Source organism: Pseudomonas laurylsulfatiphila (assembly GCF_002934665.1).
GTDB classification, from domain to species: Bacteria; Pseudomonadota; Gammaproteobacteria; order Pseudomonadales; family Pseudomonadaceae; genus Aquipseudomonas; species Aquipseudomonas laurylsulfatiphila.
The window spans coordinates 77,433-100,882 of the sequence record NZ_NIRS01000010.1 but is presented as its reverse complement, the minus strand read 5'-3'; the positions used below and the strand labels follow the sequence as shown (position 1 = coordinate 100,882).

Here is a 23,450-nt window from a genome sequence, read left to right as displayed (position 1 = left end):
TGTGCGGATTGGTGGCGCACCATGAAGGATCGCGGCAGGCGTGTTGGTGCGAAGCGTTGCGCCAGATTGGGGCGGGCAGCATCGCTCAATTGTGGGAGCGAGCCTGCTCGCGAAAGCGCTGGGTCAGACAACATCTGCACCGACAGAAAGACCGCCATCGCGAGCAGGCTCGCTCCCACAGGGTCAGCGGCGCATCGGTTCAGCTTTTGATGCAGGTTTCAAAACCATGCCCGCCACCTTCGTACTCCGGGCCGTAGTAGTACTTGGTGAATGAAGTTTTCCCGTCGGGCGTGGAAGCGAAGTTCGCAATTCCGACACCGTAATCCTTGAGCGACGGATCCGTATGGGCAAAGTAAATCGCCAGGGAACTCGAGTTGGCAGCGGCAAAGCCGTCATACCGGGAGTTGTCGAGCAACGTCAGGGTAAAACCGTAGGCGCCATGTTCGCCGGTACTTTGTTCGGCATTGAGTTTCATGTCGACCACACCTTCAAACGCACCGATATGGCTGTCCATTCCGGTGCATTGATATCGGCCGCTGTGGTCAACGCCAGTAAAGGGTGGCTTGGCTGCCCATGCAGGTGTTGAAACAAGTGCGATGGATATGATGAGTTTTTTGAACATGGTTACCTCTTTCCGCTCTTGTAAGAGTTGTGACGATTAAGGTGTAGGAATAATCGTCATTGAAGTGCGCGAGTGTTTTTTATTATTCAACTCGCGGGGGCGGAGTATGAGCGTGGTAATGGATTTGTTAAGCGTTAACTCAATACGGGGTTTTTCCAGGCATACATGCAGTTTTGAAGTTTATTTTAATTAAACATGGCGTTAACGACGTCGCATCAAACCGATGAAGAACAACCCGCCAATCGCCGCCGTGGCCACACCAATAGGCAAGTCCTCCGGAGCAATCATCGTCCGGGCAGCAACGTCGACCCAGACCAGAAACACGCTGCCGAGCAACACGCACACCGGCAACACTCTTCGGTGTTCAGCCCCGACCAGACGCCGCGCGATGTGCGGCACCATCAGCCCGACAAAGCCGATCGAGCCGCTGATCGACACCAGCACCCCGGTCATCAGCGATGCAATCAGAAATACCCGCAGGCGCACGGTGCGCGCATTCAGGCCCAGGGTCACGGCCGTCTGCTCACCGGCCATCAGCGCATTCAACGGTCGCGCCATGCCCAGCAGCAACACCAGCCCGAACAACACACTGGCTGTCGGTACCGCCAGCAATTCCCAGCGCGCCAACCCGAGTCCGCCGAGCATCCAGAACATCACCGCCGAACTGGCTCGATGGTCGCCCAGGAACAGCAACAAATTGGCGATCGCCATCATCACGAACGACACCGCCACGCCGCACAACAACAGACGGTCACTGTCGAGGCGACCGTGGCGGCTGGCGATCATCAGAACCACCAGCATGCTCAGCAATGCACCGATGAAGGCAGCGATCGGCAAGGTCAGCAGGCCAACGATTTCTCCGACATGCAACACCACGATCACTGCGCCCAATGTCGCGCCGGACGTGACGCCGAGTAAATGCGGGTCAGCCAGCGGATTGCGCGTCACCGCTTGCAGCACCGCGCCGATCAAAGCCAGCCCGGCGCCCACCAACGCGCCGAGCAGCATGCGCGGGACGCGGATCAGCCAGACGATATGCTCCTGCCCGGGATTCCAGTGCGGCACACCGAAGCCGAACAGTTTGTGCAACAGGATGCGCCACACCACGTCCAGCGGTACCCGCGCCGGGCCGAAACCCAGGGACACCACGCACGACACCAGCAACAGGGCACCGAGGGCGATCAGCAACAGGGCGTAGCGACGGTTGATCATTCGCTGTGGAAGCCCTTGGCCAGGGTGGCGACCGCCAGCACGTTATCGATCCCCGGCGTGGCCTGCACGTACGGGATGACGATGAAGCGCTGGTGCTTGATCGCTTCCACCGATTGCAGGGCCTTGTTGGCCAGCAGGAACTGAATCTTCTGTTCGGCGGTGATTTCGCTGTAGTCGACGATCACGATCACCTGCGGGTTGTGTTCGACCACGCTTTCCCAGTTGACCCGGGTCCAGCTTGCGTCGACTTCCTCGAGGATGTTGCGCCCGCCAGCGGCGTCGATCAGTGCTTGTGGCATGCCCAGGCGGCCTGAGGTCATGGCTCGGTCTTCGCCGCTGTCGTACAGGAAGACCCGCGGTCTTTGCGCGGGCAGGGTTTTGCGAATGTCCGCCACTTGCGCCTGCATGTGGGCGACCAGGGCGTTGGCGCGGTCCTGCACGTCGAAGATCCTGCCGAGGTTGCGCAGGTCGTTGTAGGTATCCTCGAGGCTGGCCGGTGGGCGCTTCATCACGAAGGCGCAGGATTCGCTCAGCTCGTACACATTGATGCCCAGCGGCTGCAGGGTCTGCGGAGTGAGATCGCCGCCGACGCGCATGCCGTAGTCCCAACCGGCGAAGAGGAAATCGACGTTGGCATCGAGCAGGGTTTCCACCGACGGGTACTTGGCCGCCAGCTCCGGCAGACCGTCGAGCAGCGACTGCATGTCGGATGTCACGGCCTTCCAGCCACTGACGCCGCTGTAGCCGGCCATCCGCGGCTTGAGGCCGAGGGCGAGCATCATCTGGGTCATGTTGATGTCGTGGCTGAGGGCGTGTTGCGGTGCTTTGGTGAAGGTCACTTCGCGGTTGCAGCTTTTGACTGTCAGCGGGTAATGGGTGGCTTCGGCCAAGGCTTGGCCGCAGCCCGACAGCATCACGAGACAGAGGCCGGAGCGCAGCAGGGAACGCAAATTCATGGTTGGGTTATCCAGGTGATTCGTGGGTAGCCGTGCAGCGGATGGTCATCGATAAGCGCTTCGACGCCAAACACGTTGCGCAGCAGGGCGGCGGTGAGCACCTCTTGCGGCGTGCCGCTGGCGACGATGCGGCCATGGTTGATCACGTACAGCCGATCACAGAAAGCCGCCGCGAGGTTGAGGTCGTGGATGCTCGCCAGGGTGCCGATGTTCAAGCGCCTGACCAACTTCAACAGCTCAAGCTGATAGCGTGGGTCGAGGTGGTTGGTCGGCTCGTCGAGGATCAGCAGTTGCGGTTGCTGGGCCAGGGCGCGGGCGAGGATTACCCGCTGTTTTTCACCGCCTGAGAGGGTGGCGAACTCATGGTCATCGAAGCCCTTGAGGCCGACGGACTCCAGCGCCTGATGAATGAGTGTCGAGTCCTCGAGCGTGTCGCCATCGAACAGACCTTTGTGCGGCGTGCGGCCCATCGCGACCACTTCCTCGACGGTCAGGCCGAAGGCGTCGGGAAACTCCTGCAAGACCACGGCGATGCGTTGCGCACACCAGCGTGAAGACTGTTTCCAGACATTCTGGTGATCGAGCCTGACCTCGCCGTACTCCGGTTTACTGAAGCGCCAGGCACAACGCAACAGGCTGGTCTTGCCACTGCCGTTGGGGCCGATCAACCCGACGAACTCGCCCGCGGCAACGTGCACGGAGGCATCGCGCAGCTGGAATTGGTGGTGGCAACGGCCGTGGCCCAGGGGCGCCCAGGAAATGTTTGCGAGGTTCAGCGAGGTCATGCAAATGCTCTTGGTACATCGGTGGTGCGGCTGACCCCATCGCGAGCAGGCTCGCTCCCACATTGGAACGCGGTCAAATGTGGGAGCGAGCCTGCTCGCGAAGAGAGCCGAGGTGACATGCGGGGGAGTTTACAGCCCCTTGAGCCCCGCGCATCTCAGCTGTTTCATGATGAAGATGAGGCGCTCTCAGTCTGCCGGGTAAAACGCGACAGCAGCACACGATCCAGCACCCACACCACCACCAGCGAAGCGCCCACCAACGGGAAGGCCACCGCGAGGGCGAACATGATCACCATGGCGGTTTTCCATTTCGGCAGGTCGTGGCGCAGCGGTGGTACGCCGAGTTTTCCTTGCGGACGACGTTTCCACCAGATCACCACGCCGCTGACCGCGCTGAGCAGGATCATCAGGCAGATCAGCAACACGATGAGCTGATTGAGCGTGCCGAACATCTTGCCTTCGTGCAGCATCACGCCGATTTCCGTGGCGCGGGCGACGGCGCCATATTGCTCGTAACGTACATCGGCAAGGACCTTGCCGGTGTACTGGTCGATGTGCAACGTGGCGTCATTGCGCGGGTCATCGGCGAACACGGCGATAGTGAACACACCGGTGGCGGTCGTTGGCAAGGTGATGCTGTAGCCAGGCTCGACCTTGCTTTGGGTGGCGATGTTTTGCACGTCCTGCAGGCTGATGGTCGGTGTGGCCGGGCCGGCTTGCGCGCCATCGTGGGCCATGTGTTCGGCGTGGTCGCCGGACATTGGCATCGGCGTGTTTTCCATGGCCCAGGGCACGGTCTGGCGGGTGGCGCTGTTGAGGCTGCGCGCCTCGACGTCGGACTTCGGTACGTTGTCCCACATTGCCGTCGGAAAGACGTTCCACACGGCCGCGTATTGCTGGCCCCAGAAGCCGGTCCAGGTCATGCCGCTGAGCAGCATCACCAGCAGCAGGGAGGCGCCCCAGAATCCGGTGACGGCATGCAAGTCACGCCAAAGCACCCGCCCGCGACTGCTCAGGCGTGGCCACAGAATGCCGGCGGCCTGACCGCGCGGCCACCACAGGAATACCCCGGAAACCACCAGCACCACACCCCAACCGGCGGCCAGTTCGATCAGCCGATCGCCGACGGTGCCGATCATCAGCTCGCCGTGAATCGCGCGCGCAATGGCTTGCAGGTTCTTCTTGGCATCTTGCTCTCCGAGGATGTCGCCGTGGTACGGATCGACAAAAACGTTCAGCTCGTTGCCGTCATTGAGCACGACAAACTGGGCGCTGCGTTCGGCATTGACCGGTGGCAGGTACTGTTTGATCGTTGCCTGGGGATACGCGTCTTTCACCCGCTTGAGCAGGTCGTCGGCCCGTACGGTGTGATGACCGGCCGGCACGTTGAGCAGGCTGCTGTACATCAGCGAATCGAGTTGTGGCTTGAACAGGTAAAGGGTGCCGGTCAGGGCCAGCATCACCATGAATGGCGCAACGAACAATCCGGCATAGAAATGCCAGCGCCAGGCCAGGTTGTAGAAATTCACTTTGGGCTGTTTCATCACGTGTGCTCCGCATTGGCTGGATCTTTTAGTTGTTTGTTTTTTGCGGTTGCTGCGCAACCGATCGCGGGCAAGCCCGCTCCCACAGGTTCAACACTGTCCATGTGGGAGCAACTGTCTTCCCCCAGCCACTCGTCACCGCCACTCGGTGCCGTCCCGCAACATGGCATTCAGCCTGATCAGTAGGATCCGCATGCAGGCGATGAGCGCGACTTTCGCGCTCTTGCCTCGCTCCCGAAGAGCGTCATAACGTGCCTTGAAGTCTGGCTGATGACGGATCACGACCCAGCAAGACATGTAAAGCGCACGTCTGACGCGGGCTCTGCCTCCGTAGATTTGACGTTTTCCGCTGTGATTGCCACTGTCGTCGTTGTACGGCGCAATTCCCGCCAAGGCCGCCACTTCACGACGATCAAGCGCTCCCAATTCGGGCAGATAAACCAGCAAGCTGGCTGTGGCCACCGTACCGATGCCTTTAACGGAAATGAGTCGCTCGGCTTTTTCGGCATCCAGCTCATGCATGCTCTGATGGATGGTTTTATCGAGCTGCTTGATCTGCACTTGCAGGTAGTGAACAAGACCTTTGATCGCCACGGTAACAGCGGGTAGTTGAACTTGCTGAAGCCGGCGCTTGTTGTCGTCTCGTTGCTGAACAAACTGCTCGCGCAACTGGATCAGCTCGCGCAGCGCTTCACGTTCCGGCGAAATGATCTTGTCGCGGGATGCATGCAGCACTTCAGCGAAGTCCGCCAGCACGGCCGCGTCGATGGGGTCGGTCTTGGCATTCTTGCCCATGGCCACGGCGAAGGCTCTGGCCCGGCGGGGATTGATTCTAAGCACTTTGAAGTTGGCGCCTTGCAGCGCCGCCATGACCTTGCATTCGTACCCACCGGTGGCCTCCAGCAGAACCCGGTCAACCTCGTACTGGCTCAGGCGCTCAATCAGCTCAACAAAGCCTTCTGACGTATTGGGAAGGTCAAAACCTTCACCTTGAGGTTGAACCCATACAACCAGGTTTGATTTGGAGATATCGATGCCGACCCAGGAAATCATGGCAAAACCCTCTTACACTCAGGAGTGAGAGTGCTCTGGCTTTGCCCACGCTTGTGATTCGAGTGGCGCTCGTCCAACTGTTCGGGCTTATGGGCCAGAGTGGAAAGGTGGATGGCAGCTTGGCTCCCACACGTGCTTTTAGCACCGCGGACTCACAGCTTGCCATCCACCTCTCTCACCCCAGAGTTTATCCCTAGATCTAGACACAAGCGGGCTTGCCCGCGATGCTCTTAAAAGCTCATATCCACCTTGGTCCAGAGCGTGCGCCCCGGCTCCTTGATGGCTTGCGGGTCATTGGCCGGGTAGCCGAAACCTGCGTTGCCGGCCAGGTTCAAGTGCTCGGCGTAAGCCTTGCCGAACAGGTTGTCGACGCCGCTGCTGACCTTCCAGTTGCTGTTGATCCGATAGGCACCGTTGAGGGAGAACACGCCGAACCCCGGCGTCTTGCCGAAGTCCTTGCCGACCACGTTGCCCTTGTTCTGGTCGATACGGTTTTGTGCGGCGACCACTCTCCACAGTGCGCCGGCACTCCAGTTGTCTTCGCTGTAGGTCAGGCCGAAACGGGCATCCAGCGGCGGCATCTGCGGCAATGCAGAGCCATCGCTGCTGTTCTTGCCCCAGGCGTAGGCCAGGGTCGCATCGGCTTTCCAGCGTTCAGTGAGGCTGTACGCGGCGCCCAGTTCGCCGCCCATGATTCGTGCGTCGATGTTCTCGGCTTGCGAGGTCGTGCCCATCATCGTCGGGGTGTAGTTGAACAGGATGTAATCGCGCACCTGCCCGACATAACCCGAGGCCCAGGCTTCGAGTGTTTCGGTCTTGTATTGCAGGCCGAAATCGAGCTGGGTGGTTTTTTCCGGCTTGATCGAATCGAAGGCATTCACCGAACCGGCGGGGCCGGAATTGGGCGAAAACAGCTCCCAGTAATCCGGAAACCGCTGGGTGTGACCGAGGCCCGCGTACAAGGTGGTCGGGCTGTCGGCCAGGTCATGCTCGTAGCGGATGAAGCCGCTTGGCAGGGTGTCGGCGCGGGTGTCGTCGGCGGTCGGATTCGGGCGGGTCATCATTCCCGAGCCGATGGTCTGCCGATAGTCCTTGGCCGAGGCGCGGTCCAGGCGTGCGCCGCTGATCAAACGGTCACGGTCCGCGGCGTACCAGGTCAGTTCGCCAAACACACCGTAGTCATGGAAGTCGGCATCCTTGGTGTAGGGCAGGTCCTTGTAGGCGTCGATGCCCATGGCGCTGCGCTGGCGATGTTCGTTGGTCTGTGCGTCGATGCCGCTGATCAGTTGCACATCAGCCCAGCGCCAGGTGGCCTTGATCCGCGCGCCGAGGGTGCGTCGGTCGACGTTGGAGGCCATGGGGCCGGCCATCATGCCGGTACCGGACGGCGTGCGCAGGGTGTAGTTGTCCATCACGTGGTCGGCGTAGTTGTAGTAGACCTGCGCCTCGACCGTGTCCAGCACATCGCCGATGTTGGATTTCTCGAAGCGCAGGCCGAGGCTTTCGCGCAGGAACTGCGAACCGTCCATACTGCGCCCGGCGTAGCGCGCTTCACCGTCACCCTTGCCGGCGGTCAGCTCCAGCAGGGTATCGGCATCCGGGGTCCAGCCGAGTGCGACGTCGCCGTTCCATTTGTCGTAGCGCGATGGGACGGTGTCGTTGTTGCCATCCTGGTAGTCGTCTGCATGTGCGGTGTTGCCGATCACCCGCACGTAGCCCAGTGGCCCGCCGGCAGCGGTGTCCACCAGTTTGTCGAAACGCCCGTTGGAGCCGGCCAGCACACTGGCGTTGACCCGTGTGCCGAGCTCGCCGAAGTGTTCCGGCTCGCGGTCGAACAGGATGGTGCCGGCCGAAGCGCCCGGTCCCCAGAGCACGGTTTGCGGGCCTTTGATCACGGTAAGCTTGTCGTAGGTTTCCGGCGAAATGTAGGAGGTCGGGGCGTCCATCCGGCCCGGGCAGGCGCCGAGCATCATGCCGCCGTTGGTGAGGATGTTCAGCCGCGAGCCGAACATGCCGCGCAGCACCGGGTCGCCGTTGGTGCCGCCGTTGCGCACTTGGGCGAAACCCGGAATGGTTTTCAGATAATCCGAGCCGTCGCTGGCCGGCACCGGTTGGCGCGGGTCCTTGGGGTTGGTGACGATGGTCAATGGCGAGCTGGGGGCAACGGCGGTAATCACCGTCGGGCTCAGTTCTTCAGTGTGACCGGCGTGTTCATCGGCCAGCGCGGAAGGCGCCAGCAATGCACTGCACAAAATCGCAGTGGCGTGCCTGAAACGAATGCCGGATTCGTTTTGGGCCATGGAGACTTGAGCTGGGCTCAAGCGTGTGTCAGCAGAAAACCTGGACATGAAATTTCCATCGAACAGTCGTAAACGACACGGCCGGCAGCCTGAAGCTTTCCCTGTGTTAGCGGGCTTTGGCTGTCTTGCGGACCGTGCGAAATCAGCAGTGAGTGTTTACGCGACGATGAACGGCGGTGCGCGGGTGCGGGCGCCGGGGAAGAAGGTTTGCCGGGCATGGCCCAGGCGCGGAGAGGGCGTGGTGAAGGTGTTGACGGGTGGAATGACGAAGTTGGCGAAGGACACGCCACCGGTCAGCGCCGGGCAATTGAACAGCAGGCTGCAATAGCCGCACTTTTCCCATAGCACATGGTGCCCCGGGGCAGGCGGGCAATGCTCGGCGGAGGTTTGCTTGCCGTGGTCGGCATGCTCCATTGCCGACATGTCCATGCTCATACCCGCAGGCATGCTCATCGACATGGCGCGCGAATCCATCGGCATCGACTGGGAAATCAGCGGACCGATAAAGATCATCAGCATGGCGAACAGGCTGATCCAGCTGCCGCGTGTCAGGCTCAATGCCTGACTGCGTGGCCTGGATGACCTGGCGCTAAGCGGGCGCATGGGCGTTTTCAGCTCAGGCGATTACGGATTGTGCACGTGCGCTTGCATGCCGTCCGGCGCCTGCTTCTGCACCGCGACTTCGACCGTCACGTCACCGGCCTTCTCGAAGTGCAGCGTCATGGGGAAGCGCTTGCCGTCAACCAGCAGGCTGCGGTCCTTGAGGCCCAGCAACATCACGTGATAGGCCATCGGTGCGAAAGTGACCTCGCCACCGGCGGGCACTTCCACGCTCGGTACGTGCTGCATTTTCATCATGTCGCCTTGCATCACGTGCTCATGCAATTGCGCTTCGCCGGCAATGGGGGTGTCGACGCTGAGCAGGCGGTCGGCGGTCTTGCCTTCATTGTCGATCACGAAATACGCCGCAACGGTGGGCGCATTGGGCGGCAACTCCTGGGACCACGGATGAGCGATTTCCAGTGTGCCGACCTTGTATTCGTGGGCATTGGCAAAGCAGGCAGGCAGCAGCAACGCAGCCAGAACGATGAGTTTGTTCAACATGGCAGTTCTCCGGAACGATTTAAAACGCAGTCAATTGCGAGAAAAAATCACACCAGAGGGGACGCGCGGGGGTTGAGACTCGGCCATTGCTGGCGCGGTGACGGACTGGTGAGCGAGGAGGCAGGCAGGCTTCGGTTGGATTCGAAGTGCGCGAAATACAACTGTGGCGAATGCCCCGGCAACGCCACCAATGGCGCAGAACCCGAGCAGCACCAGCAATGCTGCATATTGGAATGATCGTCGTTTTGCGGGGCTTTCTGTTCAAGGTCGCCGATGGACGTCGCCACCATCCTGGTGCCGCTGGAACTGCAGAAGCTGCCCCACAACAACTGTTCGGCAGGTGACTTCGATGTTTGCGCCATCGCTCCGGACATCGGCATGGCGAGCAGGTTGAACAGCACTGCGAAGCAGGCTATCCAGGCAATTGCGAGCCGTTGTCGGGACATGGGACAAAATCCGTTTGGGTGGGCGATCAGGCGCGGGCTATTTAGCCTGATCAGGGCCGATAAGTAAAAACGCGGCGTGCGGTTTGGTGTCGCAGCGCGTTGCGTTCATTGATTTCATCATAGCTGCGAATTTCAGAATGCCAGCACCGCTTAAACATTGTTCAGAATCTCAAGATAGTCAGTCGTTCCTTAAAGATTTGTACGTAAAGTCTGAGTGACTGGCAGGTTCCAGTCTTTGCGTTACCACTGATGACGCTTTCGCGGGCAAGCCCGCTCCCACAGGTTTCTTTGTCTAGCCCTGGATTTGTGCATAGTGAGGTCCACTGTGGGAGCGGGCTTGCCCGCGATGGCGTCCTGACGTGTTCGCAAAAATCAGATCAATTGCTGCTCTGCCATTACCTGCAGTATCTCGGCCACCGCCGCAAACTCCCGATCAACCTCCGGCAACTCCGGCCGCTTCAAAACAATCACCGGCACCCCACGCTCACGCGCCACTTCCAGCTTCGGCTCGGTCGCCGTGCTGCCGCTGTTCTTGCTGATCAATACGTCGATCTGTCGACGTTCGAACAACGCGCGTTCATCGTCGATCAGGAATGGCCCACGTGCGCCGATCACTTCGCAGCGCTCGTTGCCCGGATAGACGTCCAGCGCGCGCAGGGTCCAGAATTGCTCCGCAGGAATTTCACCCAGGTGTTGCAGGGGCTCGCGACCGAGGGTGAACAGCGGTCGGCGGAAGGGTTTCAGGGCTTCGATCAGTTCGGCCCAATCGGCAACTTCCCGCCAATCGTCTCCTGCCCGGGCTTGCCAGGCCGGACGCCGTAGCGCCCAGCAGGGAATACCGCTCAAGTGCGCGGCGGTCGCCGCGTTCTGGCTGATTTGGGCGGCGTAGGGGTGAGTGGCGTCGACCAGCAGTTCGATACCTTCATCGCGAATGAATTGCGCCAGACCCTCGGCACCGCCGTAACCGCCGACGCGGATCTGACATTGCAGGTCCGTCGGCACCCGACCGATACCGGCCAGGCTATAGATGTGCTGCGGCCCCAGCGTGCGGGCAATGGCCAGGGCTTCGGTCACACCGCCGAGCAATAGGATGCGTTTCATTGAAAAGCGCCTGCATGGCCGACAATCCCGCCCTGGCGATCGATGGCAAAGACTTCCACCTGAACCTGCGCCGGCACCACGCTGCGGGCAAAGTCCAGGGCGTGCTGGCAGACTGCATCGCCCAGGGCGACCCCGGCTGCGGCGGCCATGGCCAGTGCCTGCTGGCTGGTGTTGGCCTCGCGGATGCTTTGCTGCAATGCCGTATCGGCGCCGACCTGTGCGGCCCATTGCGCCAGTTGCGGCAGGTCGATGCTCGAATGACGACTGTGCAAATCCATATGCCCGGCCGCCAGTTTGCTGATCTTGCCGAAACCACCGCACAGGCTGAGCTTGTCCACGGGCACCTTGCGCAGGTGCTTGAGTACGGCACCGACGAAGTCGCCCATTTCGATCAGAGCAATTTCCGGCAAGTTGTAGACCTGGCGCATGGTGTCTTCGCTGGCGTTGCCGGTACAGGCCGCGATGTGCAGGTAACCGTTGGTTTTCGCCACGTCGATGCCCTGGTGGATCGAGGCGATGTAGGCCGCGCATGAAAATGGCCGGACGATGCCGCTGGTGCCGAGGATCGACAGTCCGCCAAGAATGCCCAGGCGCGGGTTCATGGTTTTCAGTGCCAGTGCCTCGCCATTCTCGACATTGACCGTCACGTCGAATCCACCGGCATAACCGAGCTCGTCGGCCAGCCGGGCCAGGTGATCGCCGATCATTTTACGTGGCACCGGATTGATAGCCGGTTCGCCGACACCCAGCACCAGCCCGGGCCGGGTCACGGTGCCGACGCCGCGGCCGGCATGGAAGCGAATCCCCGGTTCGGCGCTCAGGCGCACCTGCGAGTAGAGCAGGGCACCATGGGTCACGTCGGGATCATCGCCGGCGTCCTTGAGGGTTCCCGCTTCGGCACCGCCCCCGGTGAGGCGGCAGAACTCCAGGCGCATCTGCACGTGCTTGCCTTTGGGCAGCACGATGTCCACCGCATCGGCCGTTACACCTGCCAACAGCAAGCGTGCGGCAGCGAGGCTGGTAGCGGTGGCGCAACTGCCGGTGGTCAGGCCACTGCGCAGCGGGGCGGGTTGTTCGGCGGTTTCGTCACGCATCGAAAGGCTTCGTCACGTCCAGCAAGGTAATCGGCAGGGCCTGGCGCCAGGTGTCGAAGTCGCCCAGCGGTTGAGCCTGCGCGATATGAATCCGCGTCAGCTCTCCGCCGTGTTGCTCGCGCCAGGCCATCAGGGTCATTTCACTTTGCAGGGTGACCGCATTGGCAATCAGCCGGCCACCGGGCTTGAGTTCGGCCCAGCACGTATCCAGCACGCCTTCACGGGTGACACCGCCGCCGATGAAAATCGCGTCCGGTCGCTCCAGGCCGGCCAAGGCCTGTGGAGCACTGCCGCGAACCAGCTGCAGGCCGGGAACGCCAAGGACATCGCGGTTGTGTTCGATCAACGCCTGGCGGCCGTCATCCGCCTCGATGGCCAGTGCGCGGCAGCCGGGGTGGGTGCGCATCCATTCGATGCCGATCGAACCACTGCCAGCACCGACATCCCACAACAGTTCGCCGGGGATCGGGGCCAGACGCGCGAGGGTGATGGCGCGCACATCGCGTTTGGTCAATTGGCCGTCGTGCTTGAAGGCGGAGTCCGGCAGTCCGGCCAGTCGAGACAGGCGAGGTGTATTCGGTTCAGCGATACATTCGATGGCGACCAGGTTCAGGTCGGCGATCGGCGAATCGTTCCAGTCGCTGGCGACACCGTCGATACGCCGCTCGGCTTCGCCGCCCAGGTGTTCCAGCACGGTGAGACGACTGGGACCGAAGCCTCGTTCGCGTAACAGTGCAGCGATGGCAGCGGGGCTGCGGCCGTCGTTGCTCAATACCAGCAAGCGCATGCCGCTGGACAGCTGGGCGTTGAGTGCGGCGACCGGCCGGGCCACCACCGAAAGGGTGACCACGTCCTGCAAGGGCCAACCCATTCGCGCAGCGGCCAGTGAGCAGGAGGAGGGCGCGGGAAGCGTCAGCATGTCGCTGGCAGGGAGTTGTCGGGCAAGGCTGGCGCCGACGCCATAGAACATTGGATCGCCGCTGGCCAGGACGCAGACGGGCTCGCCACGTCTGGCCAGGAGCGGATCAAGGGAAAAGGGGCTTGGCCACAATTGCCGTTCGCCACGGATGCAGGCTGGCAGCAGATCCAGTTGTCGTTGACCGCCAATGATCCGCGAAGCCTTCAGCAGAGCATGTCGGGCATTTTTTCCAAGCCCCTTGAAGCCTTCCTCTCCGATGCCTACTACTGTCAGCCAGGGGGTCATGCTGTTCCTCATCTATCAATCGAAGCCAAATCACGGAGCCGGTCCGTGCCGGGCTGGCGGTTGCGCATCATACCGCGGCGCGGCATTCGCCTGTTGTCATCGGGTGAAGGCGTGCTTTTGACCGTGATGACACCGTTCAAGTGTCAGGATATTCAATCCTATGATGGTTTGCGCAGTTCGAATCTCTTCATGGTGATCTCGCGAAGCTTTTTTTCAATCAGCGGTTTTATACTTTCGAGTTTGTATCTGTCCAGTTTAAGACTGGCCCGACGCTGGGTGATTTGTGCATCCTGATCTTCCCAGTTCCAGAACAAAAAACCATTTTTTCTTGTAGTGACTTCCAATTCAAGATTAAAGACGGCTATTTCAAGGAAACCCTTTGAATCGTAGCGTGCAGGTATTACCTGAAAACCTTCTCCCATAAGACTCTCTTTATCCAGTGAAAACAGCGCCGATTTGTCGGGCTTCAGCGCGTCGAGCGTGTCTATCATGGCATTGCCTTGTCGGGAGTCCCGCATGCCTTCAGCGCTTTGCACCAGAAAGTGCGCAACGCTTTGTGAAATGACACTACGGGTGCGGGTGAAAATCGCGTTTTCAAAGACAGACCAACCCAGGAAATCCAGCGTATTTACATATTCATGCAGCCACTTTGACGAATCAGTGAAGCGACTACAAAGCATGTCAGCGGATTTTGTGGCTATTTGCGTGCAATCGGTAAGGTCTTTGTGATCTTGCAGTGAAAGTTCGTCTATGCATGAAGTAAGGCTGTGTCCGGTCAATGCTCCAGACAGGCTATTTTTGCTCATTGGTTGCTCCTGATAGTTAGCTGTTTGATATGTTTTGCTATTTTTGTTTGCGAATTAAAAGTACAGGAGTCGATATAGGGTTGAAATAAGAGCGGGTTGTGAAGTTGATTTTTGTTGTCAGTATTTTTTGCGGCGTTTATGCCTGACATGAGCCAGTACGACTCGTGCGCCAGAATAAATATTCTGACGCCGGAGCCGGGCGCTTTTCGTCGTCCATCTGCCTGGACTTTTCATCCCGCCTGACAAAGCAGGCATAATGCTGCCCTTCGCCTCGTACCGGTCATCCAGTGAATTCTCGTCAGAAATCCAACCCTTTACGCCCTTCGGCCTGTCCCGGATTGCTGCGTATCGTCCAGGCGTTGGACGGCGGCATTTGCCGAATCAAACTCAGCAGTGGTTCCATCCGCGCACAGCAGGCCTTCGCGGTGGCCGATGCAGCCGAGCGATATGCCGGTGGCGTGATCGAGGCGACCAACCGCGGCAACTTGCAGATTCGTGGCATCGGCAACGAACAGGCCGCCTTGATCGACTGCCTGCTTGCCGCAGGATTGGGCCCGAGCCATGCGGCGGGTGACGATGTTCGCAATCTGATGCTCAGCCCCGCCGCCGGGTTCGATCGGCAGATGCTGTTCGATACCCGTGCGCTGGCCGAACGGATTTTGGCCACGGTGCAACAGCACGAACGCTTTCACGATCTCAGCGCCAAGTTCGCCGTGCAACTCGATGGCGGTGAGGCTCTGGCGATGCTTGAGCATCCCCACGACCTGTGGCTCGCCGCTTTCGAGCGAAACGGTGAGCGACGGCTGGCGTTTGGGTTGGCCGGATGCCCGACGGACACACCGGCGGGTTCGGTCGCGCTCGACGATGGCCATGCCCTGGCGGTCGCGGTGCTTGAGTTGTTCCTTGAATGGGCGCGCGCCGAGCAGACGCGGATGCGTCATTTGCTGGCCGAGTACTCGATCGAACACGTCCTGCTTCGGCTGGCTGAGCGTGTGTCGATGCAAGCGGTTGTCGATTGGCAGCGGGTTTCGGCTGGCAGCGATTTGCACATCGGCGCCCATCCCCAGGCCGACTCCGGCGTTGTCTATGTGGGGGCTGTCCCGCCACTGGGACGGCTCGATCCGACGATGCTGCGGGGCGTGGCGCAAGTGGCCTGCGAGCTCGGTGATTCGAGTCTGCGTTTCACACCCTGGCAAAGTCTGCTGGTGCCCAATGTCCGCGCGGAAAATGCCGCTGAGGTCATTCGGCGACTGCAGTGTCTGGGTCTGCAGTGCGAAGCCGATCAGCCAATGTCCCGGCTGATCGCCTGCACCGGCTCAATCGGTTGCGCCAAAGGCCTGGCCGAGACCAAGGGCGATGCCCTGCAATTGGCCGCGCTGCTGCGCCGCCACGGACCGGCGCTGAACATACACCTGAGCGGCTGCCCACGTTCCTGCGCCGCCGCGCATATCGCGCCCGTCACATTGCTGGCCGTCGCCCCCGGTCACTACGATCTATATTTTCGCGATGCAGCGCAGCCGGGTTTCGGCGCTCTGCACGCACGCAACCTTACTATTGAAGCGGTCGCGGCCTTGCTCGACGCCCGCTCACGGAGCCCCCTTGATGCTTGATTACATCCGCGACGGTCAGGAGATCTATCGCAACTCCTTCGCGATCATTCGCGCCGAGGCCAACCTCGACCGAATTCCGGCCGATCTGGAGAAACTCGCAGTCCGTGTGATTCACGCCTGCGGCATGGTCGAGGCTATCGACGGTTTGCAGTTTTCCGAAGGAGCGGGCAAGGCCGGGCGTGATGCGCTGGCGGCCGGCGCGCCGATTTTGTGCGATGCGCGAATGGTCTCCGAAGGCGTGACCCGCGCGCGGTTGCCGGCGAACAATCCGGTGATCTGCACCTTGCGCGACGAAAGCGTTCCGGAACTGGCCCGTGAGTTGGGCAACACCCGCTCAGCCGCTGCGCTGGAGCTGTGGCGTCCCCATCTGGAAGGTAGCGTGGTGGTCATCGGCAATGCCCCGACGGCGCTGTTCTATTTGCTGGAAATGCTCGACGCCGGTGCGCCGAAACCGGCGCTGATCCTCGGCTTCCCTGTGGGTTTCGTCGGCGCCGCCGAATCCAAGGCAGCGCTGGCGGCTGACAGCCGTGGCGTGCCGTTTGTCATCATGCAAGGTCGCCTGGGCGGTAGCGCCATGGCTGCCGCCGCCGTCAATGCCCTCGCCACGGAGATCGAATGATGCAGCAACCTGGACGTTTGATCGGCCTCGGTGTCGGTCCCGGTGATCCGGAACTGATTACCGTCAAGGCGCTGCGGTTGCTGCGCGAGTCGCCTGTAGTGGCGTACTTCGTCGCCAAGGGCAAGAAGGGCAACGCCTTCGGTATCATCGAAGCACACCTGCAAGACGCACAGAATTTGTTGCCACTGGTGTACCCGGTGACCACCGAAGCCTTGCCGGCGCCGTTGTCCTACGAGCAAGTGATCAGCGACTTCTACGATGACGCTGCCGCAGAACTGGCCGCGCATCTCGACGCAGGCCGCGACGTAGCGGTGATCTGCGAGGGCGACCCGTTCTTCTATGGCTCCTACATGTACCTGCACGACCGGCTCGCCCAGCGTTATCAGGCTGAAGTCGTGCCTGGCGTGTGCTCGATGCTCGGCGGAGCCTCGGTGCTCGGTGCGCCACTGGTGTATCGCAATCAGAGTCTGTCGGTGTTGTCCGGTGTGCTGCCGCACGACGAACTCAAGCGTCGCCTGGCCGATGCCGATGCGGCGGTGATCATGAAACTGGGACGCAACTTTCCCAAGGTTCGCCAGGTGCTGGAAGAACTCGGCCTGGCTGAGCGTGCGCTGTACGTCGAACGCGCAACCATGGCCAATCAGAAGATCGTGCCGCTGGATCAGGTCGAGCCGATGTCTTCGCCGTACTTCTCGTTGATCATTGTTCCCGGTGAAAGGTGGCAAGGCTGATGACCCGTCCAGTTCCGGCGATTGTCATTCTCGGCAATGGCAGCCTCGCGACCGCGCGCAGGATTCAACAACTTTATCCCGATGCGCTGATTCACGGCCTGGCTGAACGGGTTGAAGGCGCGGATCGGGTCTATCACGAATTCGGTGCGACTCTGCGCGAGCTCTATCAACAGGGCACACCGGTGATTGCCCTGTGCGCCGCCGGGATCGTGATCCGCACGCTGGCGCCGTTGTTGCTGGAGAAAGGTGCAGAGCCGCCAGTGCTGGCCGTTGCCGAAGATGGCAGTGCCGTGGTGCCGCTGCTCGGCGGTCTGGGTGGGGTCAACGTCATCGCCCGCGAAGTGGCGGCGCACCTGGATGTGGCGCCGGCCATCACCACCAGTGGTGAACTGCGTTTCGGTACCTGCCTGCTGAATCCTCCCCAAGGGTATGCCTTGGGCGACCTAACGTTGGGCAAGCGCTTCGTTTCCGATTTGCTGGCCGGGGAAACGGTGCGCATCGAAGGTTCGGCGCCTTGGTTGGCAGACGCGCAACTGCCCGAGAATGAACAGGCGCGGCTGACCGTTCACGTCGGTCATGCCCGGCGCGAGCCGGCCGCCAACGAATTGCTGATCTATCCGCGCAACGTGCTGGTTGCCGTGGCAGGCGAATCGACGCCTGTGTCAGGGGCCCTTCACGAGGCATTGCATCAGGCGGGAATCGCCGTGCAATCGGTGGCTTGCCTGTTGGCCGCCGACACCGAAATGAGCAGCTCCTCCTTGCGTGAAGTGGCGCTTGAATTGGGTGTGCCGTTGCGTTTTGTCAGTGCCGCCGGTGTGGGCAGCGAACTGGTGCGGCAGGCCATCGGGCAAGCTGTCTCCATTGTCGGTGATGACGCTATTGCCATTGCTGTCGCCGAACAGCCGCTGGACCCCATGCAGATAGGCCGCCCTCGCGGACGCCTGGCGGTGATCGGTCTTGGGCCGGGAGCTGCGGAGTTGATGGTGCCGGCGGTGAAAGCGGAACTGGCTCGCGCCAACGATGTGCTCGGCTACGAAACCTACGTGCGCATGGCCGGCCCGTTCCGGGCAGACCAGGTCCTGCACTGCACCGATAACCGTGAAGAAATGCAGCGTGCCCGACACGCCTTCGAACTGGCGGCTCAAGGGCGGTCGGTGGTGGTGGTTTCGTCCGGCGACCCAGGTGTTTTCGCCATGGCAGCCGCTGTGCTGGAGGCGCTTCACGAGTCCAGCGATGGCGCATGGCACGGCGTCGATCTCGAGATCTTGCCGGGTGTCTCTGCTTCGTTGGCAACGGCTGCCCAGGCCGGTGCGCCTTTGGGTCATGACTTCTGTGTGTTGTCACTGTCCGACAACCTCAAACCGTGGGAGATCATCGAGAAGCGCCTGGATCTGGCCGCTCAGGCCGACCTGGCACTGGCTTTCTACAATCCGATTTCGCGTTCGCGGCCGTGGCAATTGGGCCGGGCGCTGGAGATTGTCGGCCAGCACCGTGAGCCGGCGACTCCGGTCGTGCTGGGGCGCGATATTGGCCGCCCGGGTCAGACCTTGCGGGTTACAACACTGGGTCAACTGAGTGTCGATCAAGTGGATATGCGCACGATGGTGCTTATCGGGTCTTCGACAACACGTGTATTCCCTCGCCCGGACGGGCAGCTTTGGGTGTATACACCGCGTAGCTATGGCGACAAGCTTACGCCCATCCAATAGTTGCTGTTTCTAAAAGCCGGGTCGTTATTGATTGATAATGATCCGGTTTTTTTATGGGCGGTGGCGTGCAAATACATATGTTGTATTTTGTTATGTTTGATGGTTGGGTTGCTTCGCGTTAGTTTAGAGGTGTTCCTGGATGGAACGCTTGTTATAAATAAAAGGAGTGTTATTTGTGGATATTTTTGACGGTTCGGTAGATGTTTCGAAAAGTTCTGATTTTGTAAGGTCCTGCATAAACAAGCGTAAACGTGTCACGGCCGAAATGCTGCGCACAAGTTCATTGGCATCAACGGTTGTTTCGAGTCCTACCAAGGAGCTCGACGCGCTGGTCCTGGGTAATAGTCTCATTGCTTTCGGCGACAAGATTACCCTCGAAAATATGGCGGTCATGGAAAATCTGATCGCCATGTCGAAGATGGAGGCAAATTACGAGGTGCCGGGTAATAAAGATCCCAAGGCCTGGTACCACGCTTTTATCAACTGTATGCATGAGCTTGGGTGTTTCGTGCCCGATAACGGCTATTCAAAATACAGTGCCAGTTCGCTGCAAGTAACCATGGATAACATAGTGGTTGATATTGTTCAGGCCGCCGTCGAGGCCGCAAAAGCTGCAATTCCAGGCGCCTCCGTGCTCAATGCGATAACCAGCTCCACATTGGGTGCATTAAAGAAAGAGAAGGAAGCGCTCAACTTGTTGAATGTTGAGTCGAAGAATACCGAAGGCGTGCGCTTGACCACCATTCCGTGCGAGCAAATGGCGAATGGTATTCTCCTGGTTGCGGCTGTGGCGATTGATCATCAGGGTAAGGGCAGGGATGGCGGTGTACTGTTTGTCGACTGGAAAACTTCTTCCCTGGAGATCTTTCATGGAAAGTCATTCATGACGTTCAATCCTGCCCGTTATGCGGAATTCAAGTCTTTAATCGAAGAGTACCTCGATATGCACCGTAAGGACGTTTTGCTCAAGCGTTTCAGTCGACGTAAGTGAAGGAACAAGGTCAGAGGCTTTGTGTCTCTGACCTTGCTGAAGCAAGGTAAGGACGTTCTACGATCAGCAAAATCCCTGCAGGAGAAATGTCGAGCTAGGGAACCAGATACCCCCTCACTCCGGTGAAGATGATCTGTGCCGCCAGTGCGCATACGAATAGCCCCATCAAACGGCTGACGATCTGTAATCCCTGATCACCTAGAATGCGTTCGATTCGACTGGACAAAAACAGCACCACGCCCACGGTAAAACTGGCCATGGCAATGCCGACAATGGCCGTGAGTTTGTCGTCCCAGTGCGGCTGACTCACGCCCATCACCAGCAAGGCACCGATGGTGCCGGGGCCGACGGTCAGTGGAATGGTCAGCGGGACGATGGTCACATCCTGCTGCACGTTGTCGGTCTGTACCGCCGATTTGCCTTGTGCCATCCCCAGCGCCGAGATGAACAGGACGCTACCGGCGCCGATGCGGAATGCGTCCACGGTAATGCCGAAAACACTGAAAATCACTCGGCCGAACAAGTACAGCAGCACACTGGAGACCAGTGTGGCGACTGCAACTTTCCAGGCCAGTCGACGCTGTTCCTTGCGCGAATAACCACGGGTCAGGCTGATGAAGCAGGACAACACGAAGAATGGGCTGTAGAGCACCAGCATCTTCAGGTAAACGCTGAACAACACATGGAGCATGGTGCCGGGCTCACTGGCGAGGGAAGTCGATGGGGAGTCTATCAGGGGTTGCGCAGTCTGTCGGCTCAGGACGTTTGGGTCGTTGCGCGATTCTGCTGGTCACGCTGAGCGACCCAGTGTTCGATCAATTCACGTAGTTGTGACAGTTCGACCGGTTTGGCCATGTGTCCGTCCATGCCGGCCTGGCGCGCACGCTCTTTGTGTTCGGCCAGGATATGGGCGGTCAATGCCACCACGGGGGTGCGGACCCGCTGGTTGCCGACTTCCCAGGCACGCAATTGCTGGGTGGCCGAGAAGCCGTCGAGGATCGGCATTTCGCAGTCCATCAGCACCAGGTCGTAACGTTGGGCTTTCATCGCCTGCAAGGCTTCTTCGCCGTTGCAGGCGGTATCGGGTTGCAGGTTGAGCTTGCTCAGCATGCCGCGGATAACCTTGGTCGAAATGCTGTTGTCTTCGGCCACCAGGATGCGGAAATCGCTGGGGACCTTGACCGGCGGGGGCGGGCCGCTTGGCAGCGATTGCGTGACGACCTGGCCTTTGTTGCGTTGGGTCAGTTCGTCGGCCAGGGTGGTCTTGAGGGTGTAGCCGGCCACCGGTTTGGCGAGGATGCGCTTGATCCCGGAGTTGCGCGCAATGATCTTGCTCGGCGCGTTGCTGATGCCGGTGAGCATGATCAGCAGGATGTCATGGTTCAGGCTCGGGTCTTCCTTGATCTTGGCCGCCAGTTGCATGCCGGTCATTCCGGGCATGTTCTGGTCCAGCAGGACCACATCGAAGTAATCGCGCAAATGCGCCTTGGTGCGCAGCAGTGCCAGCGCTTCCTTGCCGGAAGGCGCGGCGCTGACGTTCAGTCCCCAGGCGCTGCATTGCTGCACCAGCACCTTGCGACAGGTGTCGTTGTCGTCCACCACCAATACCCGTGCACCTTGCAGCGGGCCGTCGAGGTCGGAGGTCGGGTGTTCGAGGCGATCCGGATCCAGCGGCAGGGTCAGCCACAGGGTGCTGCCCTGGTTGCTGCCACTCTTGATGCCGAATTCCCCTTGCATCAAGCGTATCAGTTGCCGGGCAATCACCAGGCCCAGGTTGCCGCCCAGGTGGGTGGCCGACAGAAAATGCCGGCTGTGCAGTTCGGCGTGCATCAGGGCGTCGCGTTCTTCGGCGTCCATCGGCTCGCCGCTGTCCTGCACGGCGATACGCAGGCGCGGTTTGGTGTTGCGCTCGTCTAGCGCCACGACGATCAGGATTTCGCCTTCATCGGTTTTTTTCAGGGCGTTTTCGAGCAGGCTCAACAGGGTCTGGCGCAGGCGTGTCGGGTCACCGCTGATCACTCGAGGCACTTGCGGCTGGATGAAGCTGATCAACTCGACGTTTTGCTGCTCGGCCTTGGCGCGGAAGATGCTCAGGCAGTCTTCGATCAGCGCGTTGAGGTCGAACTGGACATCGTCCAGCTCGATCTGCCCGGACTCGAGTTTGGAAATGTCGAGAATTTCGTTGATCAGTGTCAGCAGCTCGTTGCCGGCGCTGTGGATCGTCTGCACATAGTCGCGTTGCTTGACCGACAGCGGTGTGCCCAACAGCAGCTCGGTCATGCCGAGAACACCGTTCATCGGGGTGCGGATTTCATGGCTGATCTTCGCCAGGAACTCGGCCTTGGCGTTGACCTCGGCATTGCTGGCCGCCAGGTCGCGGCTGATGCTGAAGCGGTCTTCGGTGATGCGGCGCTGGCGCTCGCTCAACGCGATGCTCATCAGCAGGCCGCTGATGCAGATGAACACCAGCAAGGTGGTGATCAGGCCATGGGGTTCGACCAGGGTCAGCCCCAACAGCGCAGGCAGGATGACCAGGGACCCGAGGTTGAACACCACCATGGCCGCCACGAAGAGACGGGCCGGGCGATAGCCTTTTTGCCAGTGGTAGGCGCTGATGAACAGCATGGTCAGGCCAGCCAGGGCTACCAGGCCGTAGGTAATGAAGTTCAGCGGCAAGGTATTGACGAACAGCAGCATCAGGCCGCAGGCGGTGATCAGCAGGACCTCGCCGAGCAGCAACCGGTTCAGCGGGTGCGGCCCGAGCGGAGAGAAGAAGCGATAGGCAAGCATCAGGCCGCAGGGCGCTGTCAGCAGCAATGCCAGGTACGCCCCCGGCGTTTGCAATGCGTGCCAGTCCGGTAGCCAAGGGCCGGCGAGGTTCAGCAACAGCAGCAGGCTGAGCATCAACAGCCCTTCGCACGCTGCCAGCCAGAGGGCGCTGTGCGAGCGGGTGTAGGCGTAGCGGATGAGGTTGTGCAGGATCAGCATGGCGATGCAGCCGAACAGCAGGCCATAGATCAGCGTCTGGTTCTGGTTGGCTGCCGCGATGACCGCCGATTGCAGGGTGATGTAGGGTCGTAACTGGTGGTCGGAGGCCAGTCGCAGGTAGACGTCCAGGGGGCTGTCGCTTTGCGGCAGGGGCAGCATGAAGTCGCTGCTGGGCAATGGACGCTCGGATTGGGGCTGTTCGTTGCCCGTGCTGGATTGATCGATCAGCTTGTCGCCGTCCAGTACGTACATGTTGAACTGGCGCAGGTCAGGCGCGAACAACCGCAGCACCTGTTCGTGCTTGCCCGGTGCAAGCTTGAATCGCAACCATAGCGCTCCATCGGGTTCAGCCGCGGTAATGCGGTCGAGTTCGATGGGGCTGAATTGATTGGTGTAGCGTGCGGAACGGATGTCGCTCAGTTGCAGGTCGCCCTGTTCGTCGAGCAATACCGCCCAGCCACTGCCTTGTGCGGCCTGGGCCGGTAGCATGCAGAGCAGGGTCAGCAATGTGACGGTTAAGCTTATGGCAATCCTGAGCCAGCGCACGGCGAAATCCCTTCGTTAGGTTGATGCCA

General features: G+C 60.4%; 21 protein-coding genes. 5 read left to right on the top strand and 16 right to left on the bottom strand.

All coding sequences use genetic code 11. The features are described from left to right. Nucleotides 1-199 precede the first annotated feature (199 nt). From CD175_RS30040 to CD175_RS29975, 14 genes are all read right to left on the bottom strand, one after another. Complete coding sequence (locus CD175_RS30040) at nt 200-622, bottom strand: hypothetical protein (protein WP_104451514.1); 423 nt, start codon at nt 620-622, stop codon at nt 200-202. A gap of 201 nt (nt 623-823) precedes the next feature. Further along, a complete protein-coding gene (locus tag CD175_RS30035) occupies nt 824-1,834 on the bottom strand; it encodes a FecCD family ABC transporter permease (RefSeq protein WP_104451513.1) in 1,011 nt (336 codons plus the stop codon). After that, nucleotides 1,831-2,790 (bottom strand): ABC transporter substrate-binding protein, encoded by a 960-nt coding sequence (locus CD175_RS30030; protein WP_104451512.1) that lies wholly within the window; start codon nt 2,788-2,790, stop codon nt 1,831-1,833. The genes CD175_RS30035 and CD175_RS30030 overlap by 4 nt, the downstream gene beginning before the upstream one ends. Next, on the bottom strand, nt 2,787-3,575 hold the full coding sequence (locus tag CD175_RS30025; RefSeq protein WP_104451511.1) for an ABC transporter ATP-binding protein: 789 nt from the start codon (nt 3,573-3,575) through the stop codon (nt 2,787-2,789). The genes CD175_RS30030 and CD175_RS30025 overlap by 4 nt, the downstream gene beginning before the upstream one ends. 164 nt (nt 3,576-3,739) lie before the next feature. Next, nucleotides 3,740-5,119 (bottom strand): PepSY-associated TM helix domain-containing protein, encoded by a 1,380-nt coding sequence (locus CD175_RS30020; RefSeq protein WP_104451510.1) that lies wholly within the window; start codon nt 5,117-5,119, stop codon nt 3,740-3,742. A gap of 135 nt (nt 5,120-5,254) precedes the next feature. Continuing rightward, nucleotides 5,255-6,172 carry an IS110 family transposase gene (locus tag CD175_RS30015; protein WP_104447890.1) on the bottom strand — a complete coding sequence of 306 codons (918 nt, stop codon included), beginning with the start codon at nt 6,170-6,172 and terminating at the stop codon, nt 5,255-5,257. Nucleotides 6,173-6,402: 230 nt separating this feature from the next. Further along, entirely contained in the window at nt 6,403-8,472 is a 2,070-nt protein-coding gene (locus CD175_RS30010) for a TonB-dependent copper receptor (protein WP_420849159.1), read from the bottom strand. 156 nt (nt 8,473-8,628) lie between these two features. Beyond that, nucleotides 8,629-9,075 carry a DUF2946 domain-containing protein gene (locus CD175_RS30005; RefSeq protein ID WP_015093284.1) on the bottom strand — a complete coding sequence of 149 codons (447 nt, stop codon included), beginning with the start codon at nt 9,073-9,075 and terminating at the stop codon, nt 8,629-8,631. Between the two features lie 21 nt (nt 9,076-9,096). Beyond that, on the bottom strand, nt 9,097-9,576 hold the full coding sequence (locus CD175_RS30000; RefSeq protein WP_102700452.1) for a copper chaperone PCu(A)C: 480 nt from the start codon (nt 9,574-9,576) through the stop codon (nt 9,097-9,099). A 47-nt stretch (nt 9,577-9,623) separates the two neighbouring features. Next, nucleotides 9,624-10,022 carry a DUF2946 domain-containing protein gene (locus CD175_RS29995; protein WP_104451508.1) on the bottom strand — a complete coding sequence of 133 codons (399 nt, stop codon included), beginning with the start codon at nt 10,020-10,022 and terminating at the stop codon, nt 9,624-9,626. A gap of 372 nt (nt 10,023-10,394) precedes the next feature. Then, nucleotides 10,395-11,123, bottom strand: coding sequence for a cobalt-precorrin-6A reductase (locus CD175_RS29990; protein ID WP_104451507.1), 729 nt, complete (start codon nt 11,121-11,123; stop codon nt 10,395-10,397). Beyond that, entirely contained in the window at nt 11,120-12,217 is a 1,098-nt protein-coding gene (locus CD175_RS29985) for a cobalt-precorrin-5B (C(1))-methyltransferase (protein ID WP_104451506.1), read from the bottom strand. The genes CD175_RS29990 and CD175_RS29985 overlap by 4 nt, the downstream gene beginning before the upstream one ends. Then, the gene (gene cbiE, locus CD175_RS29980) at nt 12,210-13,421 is read right to left on the bottom strand and encodes a precorrin-6y C5,15-methyltransferase (decarboxylating) subunit CbiE (protein ID WP_104451505.1); all 1,212 of its coding nucleotides are present in this window, start codon (nt 13,419-13,421) and stop codon (nt 12,210-12,212) included. Before cbiE ends, CD175_RS29985 begins: the two co-directional genes overlap by 8 nt. A gap of 158 nt (nt 13,422-13,579) precedes the next feature. Continuing rightward, the gene (locus CD175_RS29975; RefSeq protein ID WP_104451504.1) at nt 13,580-14,227 is read right to left on the bottom strand and encodes a hypothetical protein; all 648 of its coding nucleotides are present in this window, start codon (nt 14,225-14,227) and stop codon (nt 13,580-13,582) included. 287 nt (nt 14,228-14,514) lie between these two features. On the opposite strand from CD175_RS29975, the gene cobG reads away from it, so the two are divergent. The 5 genes from cobG to CD175_RS29950 all read left to right on the top strand — a co-directional run bounded on the left by cobG (nt 14,515) and on the right by CD175_RS29950 (nt 19,887). Continuing rightward, nucleotides 14,515-15,837, top strand: coding sequence for a precorrin-3B synthase (gene cobG / locus CD175_RS29970; RefSeq protein ID WP_104451503.1), 1,323 nt, complete (start codon nt 14,515-14,517; stop codon nt 15,835-15,837). After that, nucleotides 15,830-16,456: a precorrin-8X methylmutase gene (locus CD175_RS29965; RefSeq protein WP_007979603.1), complete on the top strand. Its 627-nt coding sequence runs from the start codon at nt 15,830-15,832 to the stop codon at nt 16,454-16,456. Before cobG ends, CD175_RS29965 begins: the two co-directional genes overlap by 8 nt. Then, entirely contained in the window at nt 16,456-17,187 is a 732-nt protein-coding gene (locus CD175_RS29960) for a precorrin-2 C(20)-methyltransferase (protein WP_095964814.1), read from the top strand. Before CD175_RS29965 ends, CD175_RS29960 begins: the two co-directional genes overlap by 1 nt. Then, nucleotides 17,187-18,896 (top strand): precorrin-3B C(17)-methyltransferase, encoded by a 1,710-nt coding sequence (gene cobJ, locus CD175_RS29955; protein WP_104451502.1) that lies wholly within the window; start codon nt 17,187-17,189, stop codon nt 18,894-18,896. Before CD175_RS29960 ends, cobJ begins: the two co-directional genes overlap by 1 nt. A gap of 175 nt (nt 18,897-19,071) precedes the next feature. After that, nucleotides 19,072-19,887 (top strand): hypothetical protein, encoded by an 816-nt coding sequence (locus CD175_RS29950; protein WP_240629037.1) that lies wholly within the window; start codon nt 19,072-19,074, stop codon nt 19,885-19,887. A gap of 94 nt (nt 19,888-19,981) precedes the next feature. Here CD175_RS29950 and CD175_RS29945 read toward each other — a convergent pair whose 3' ends face one another. Next, the gene (locus CD175_RS29945; RefSeq protein WP_007971378.1) at nt 19,982-20,578 is read right to left on the bottom strand and encodes a MarC family protein; all 597 of its coding nucleotides are present in this window, start codon (nt 20,576-20,578) and stop codon (nt 19,982-19,984) included. A gap of 65 nt (nt 20,579-20,643) precedes the next feature. Continuing rightward, on the bottom strand, nt 20,644-23,421 hold the full coding sequence (locus CD175_RS29940) for a hybrid sensor histidine kinase/response regulator (protein ID WP_104451501.1): 2,778 nt from the start codon (nt 23,419-23,421) through the stop codon (nt 20,644-20,646). Between the last annotated feature and the right edge of the window lie 29 nt (nt 23,422-23,450).

Coding starts and splice junctions, on each gene's coding strand:
- CD175_RS29990 (WP_104451507.1), bottom strand. CDS start 11,123: ATGAAACGCATCCTATTGCTCGGCGGTGTGACCGAAGCCCTGGCCATT.
- CD175_RS29985 (WP_104451506.1), bottom strand. CDS start 12,217: ATGCGTGACGAAACCGCCGAACAACCCGCCCCGCTGCGCAGTGGCCTG.
- CD175_RS30025 (WP_104451511.1), bottom strand. CDS start 3,575: ATGACCTCGCTGAACCTCGCAAACATTTCCTGGGCGCCCCTGGGCCAC.
- cobJ (WP_104451502.1), top strand. CDS start 17,187: ATGACCCGTCCAGTTCCGGCGATTGTCATTCTCGGCAATGGCAGCCTC.
- CD175_RS30000 (WP_102700452.1), bottom strand. CDS start 9,576: ATGTTGAACAAACTCATCGTTCTGGCTGCGTTGCTGCTGCCTGCCTGC.
- CD175_RS29945 (WP_007971378.1), bottom strand. CDS start 20,578: ATGCTCCATGTGTTGTTCAGCGTTTACCTGAAGATGCTGGTGCTCTAC.
- CD175_RS30015 (WP_104447890.1), bottom strand. CDS start 6,172: ATGATTTCCTGGGTCGGCATCGATATCTCCAAATCAAACCTGGTTGTA.
- CD175_RS29965 (WP_007979603.1), top strand. CDS start 15,830: ATGCTTGATTACATCCGCGACGGTCAGGAGATCTATCGCAACTCCTTC.
- CD175_RS29995 (WP_104451508.1), bottom strand. CDS start 10,022: ATGTCCCGACAACGGCTCGCAATTGCCTGGATAGCCTGCTTCGCAGTG.
- CD175_RS30035 (WP_104451513.1), bottom strand. CDS start 1,834: ATGATCAACCGTCGCTACGCCCTGTTGCTGATCGCCCTCGGTGCCCTG.
- CD175_RS30020 (WP_104451510.1), bottom strand. CDS start 5,119: ATGAAACAGCCCAAAGTGAATTTCTACAACCTGGCCTGGCGCTGGCAT.
- CD175_RS30005 (WP_015093284.1), bottom strand. CDS start 9,075: ATGCGCCCGCTTAGCGCCAGGTCATCCAGGCCACGCAGTCAGGCATTG.
- cbiE (WP_104451505.1), bottom strand. CDS start 13,421: ATGACCCCCTGGCTGACAGTAGTAGGCATCGGAGAGGAAGGCTTCAAG.
- CD175_RS30040 (WP_104451514.1), bottom strand. CDS start 622: ATGTTCAAAAAACTCATCATATCCATCGCACTTGTTTCAACACCTGCA.
- CD175_RS30010 (WP_420849159.1), bottom strand. CDS start 8,472: ATGGCCCAAAACGAATCCGGCATTCGTTTCAGGCACGCCACTGCGATT.
- CD175_RS29975 (WP_104451504.1), bottom strand. CDS start 14,227: ATGAGCAAAAATAGCCTGTCTGGAGCATTGACCGGACACAGCCTTACT.
- CD175_RS29960 (WP_095964814.1), top strand. CDS start 16,456: ATGCAGCAACCTGGACGTTTGATCGGCCTCGGTGTCGGTCCCGGTGAT.
- CD175_RS30030 (WP_104451512.1), bottom strand. CDS start 2,790: ATGAATTTGCGTTCCCTGCTGCGCTCCGGCCTCTGTCTCGTGATGCTG.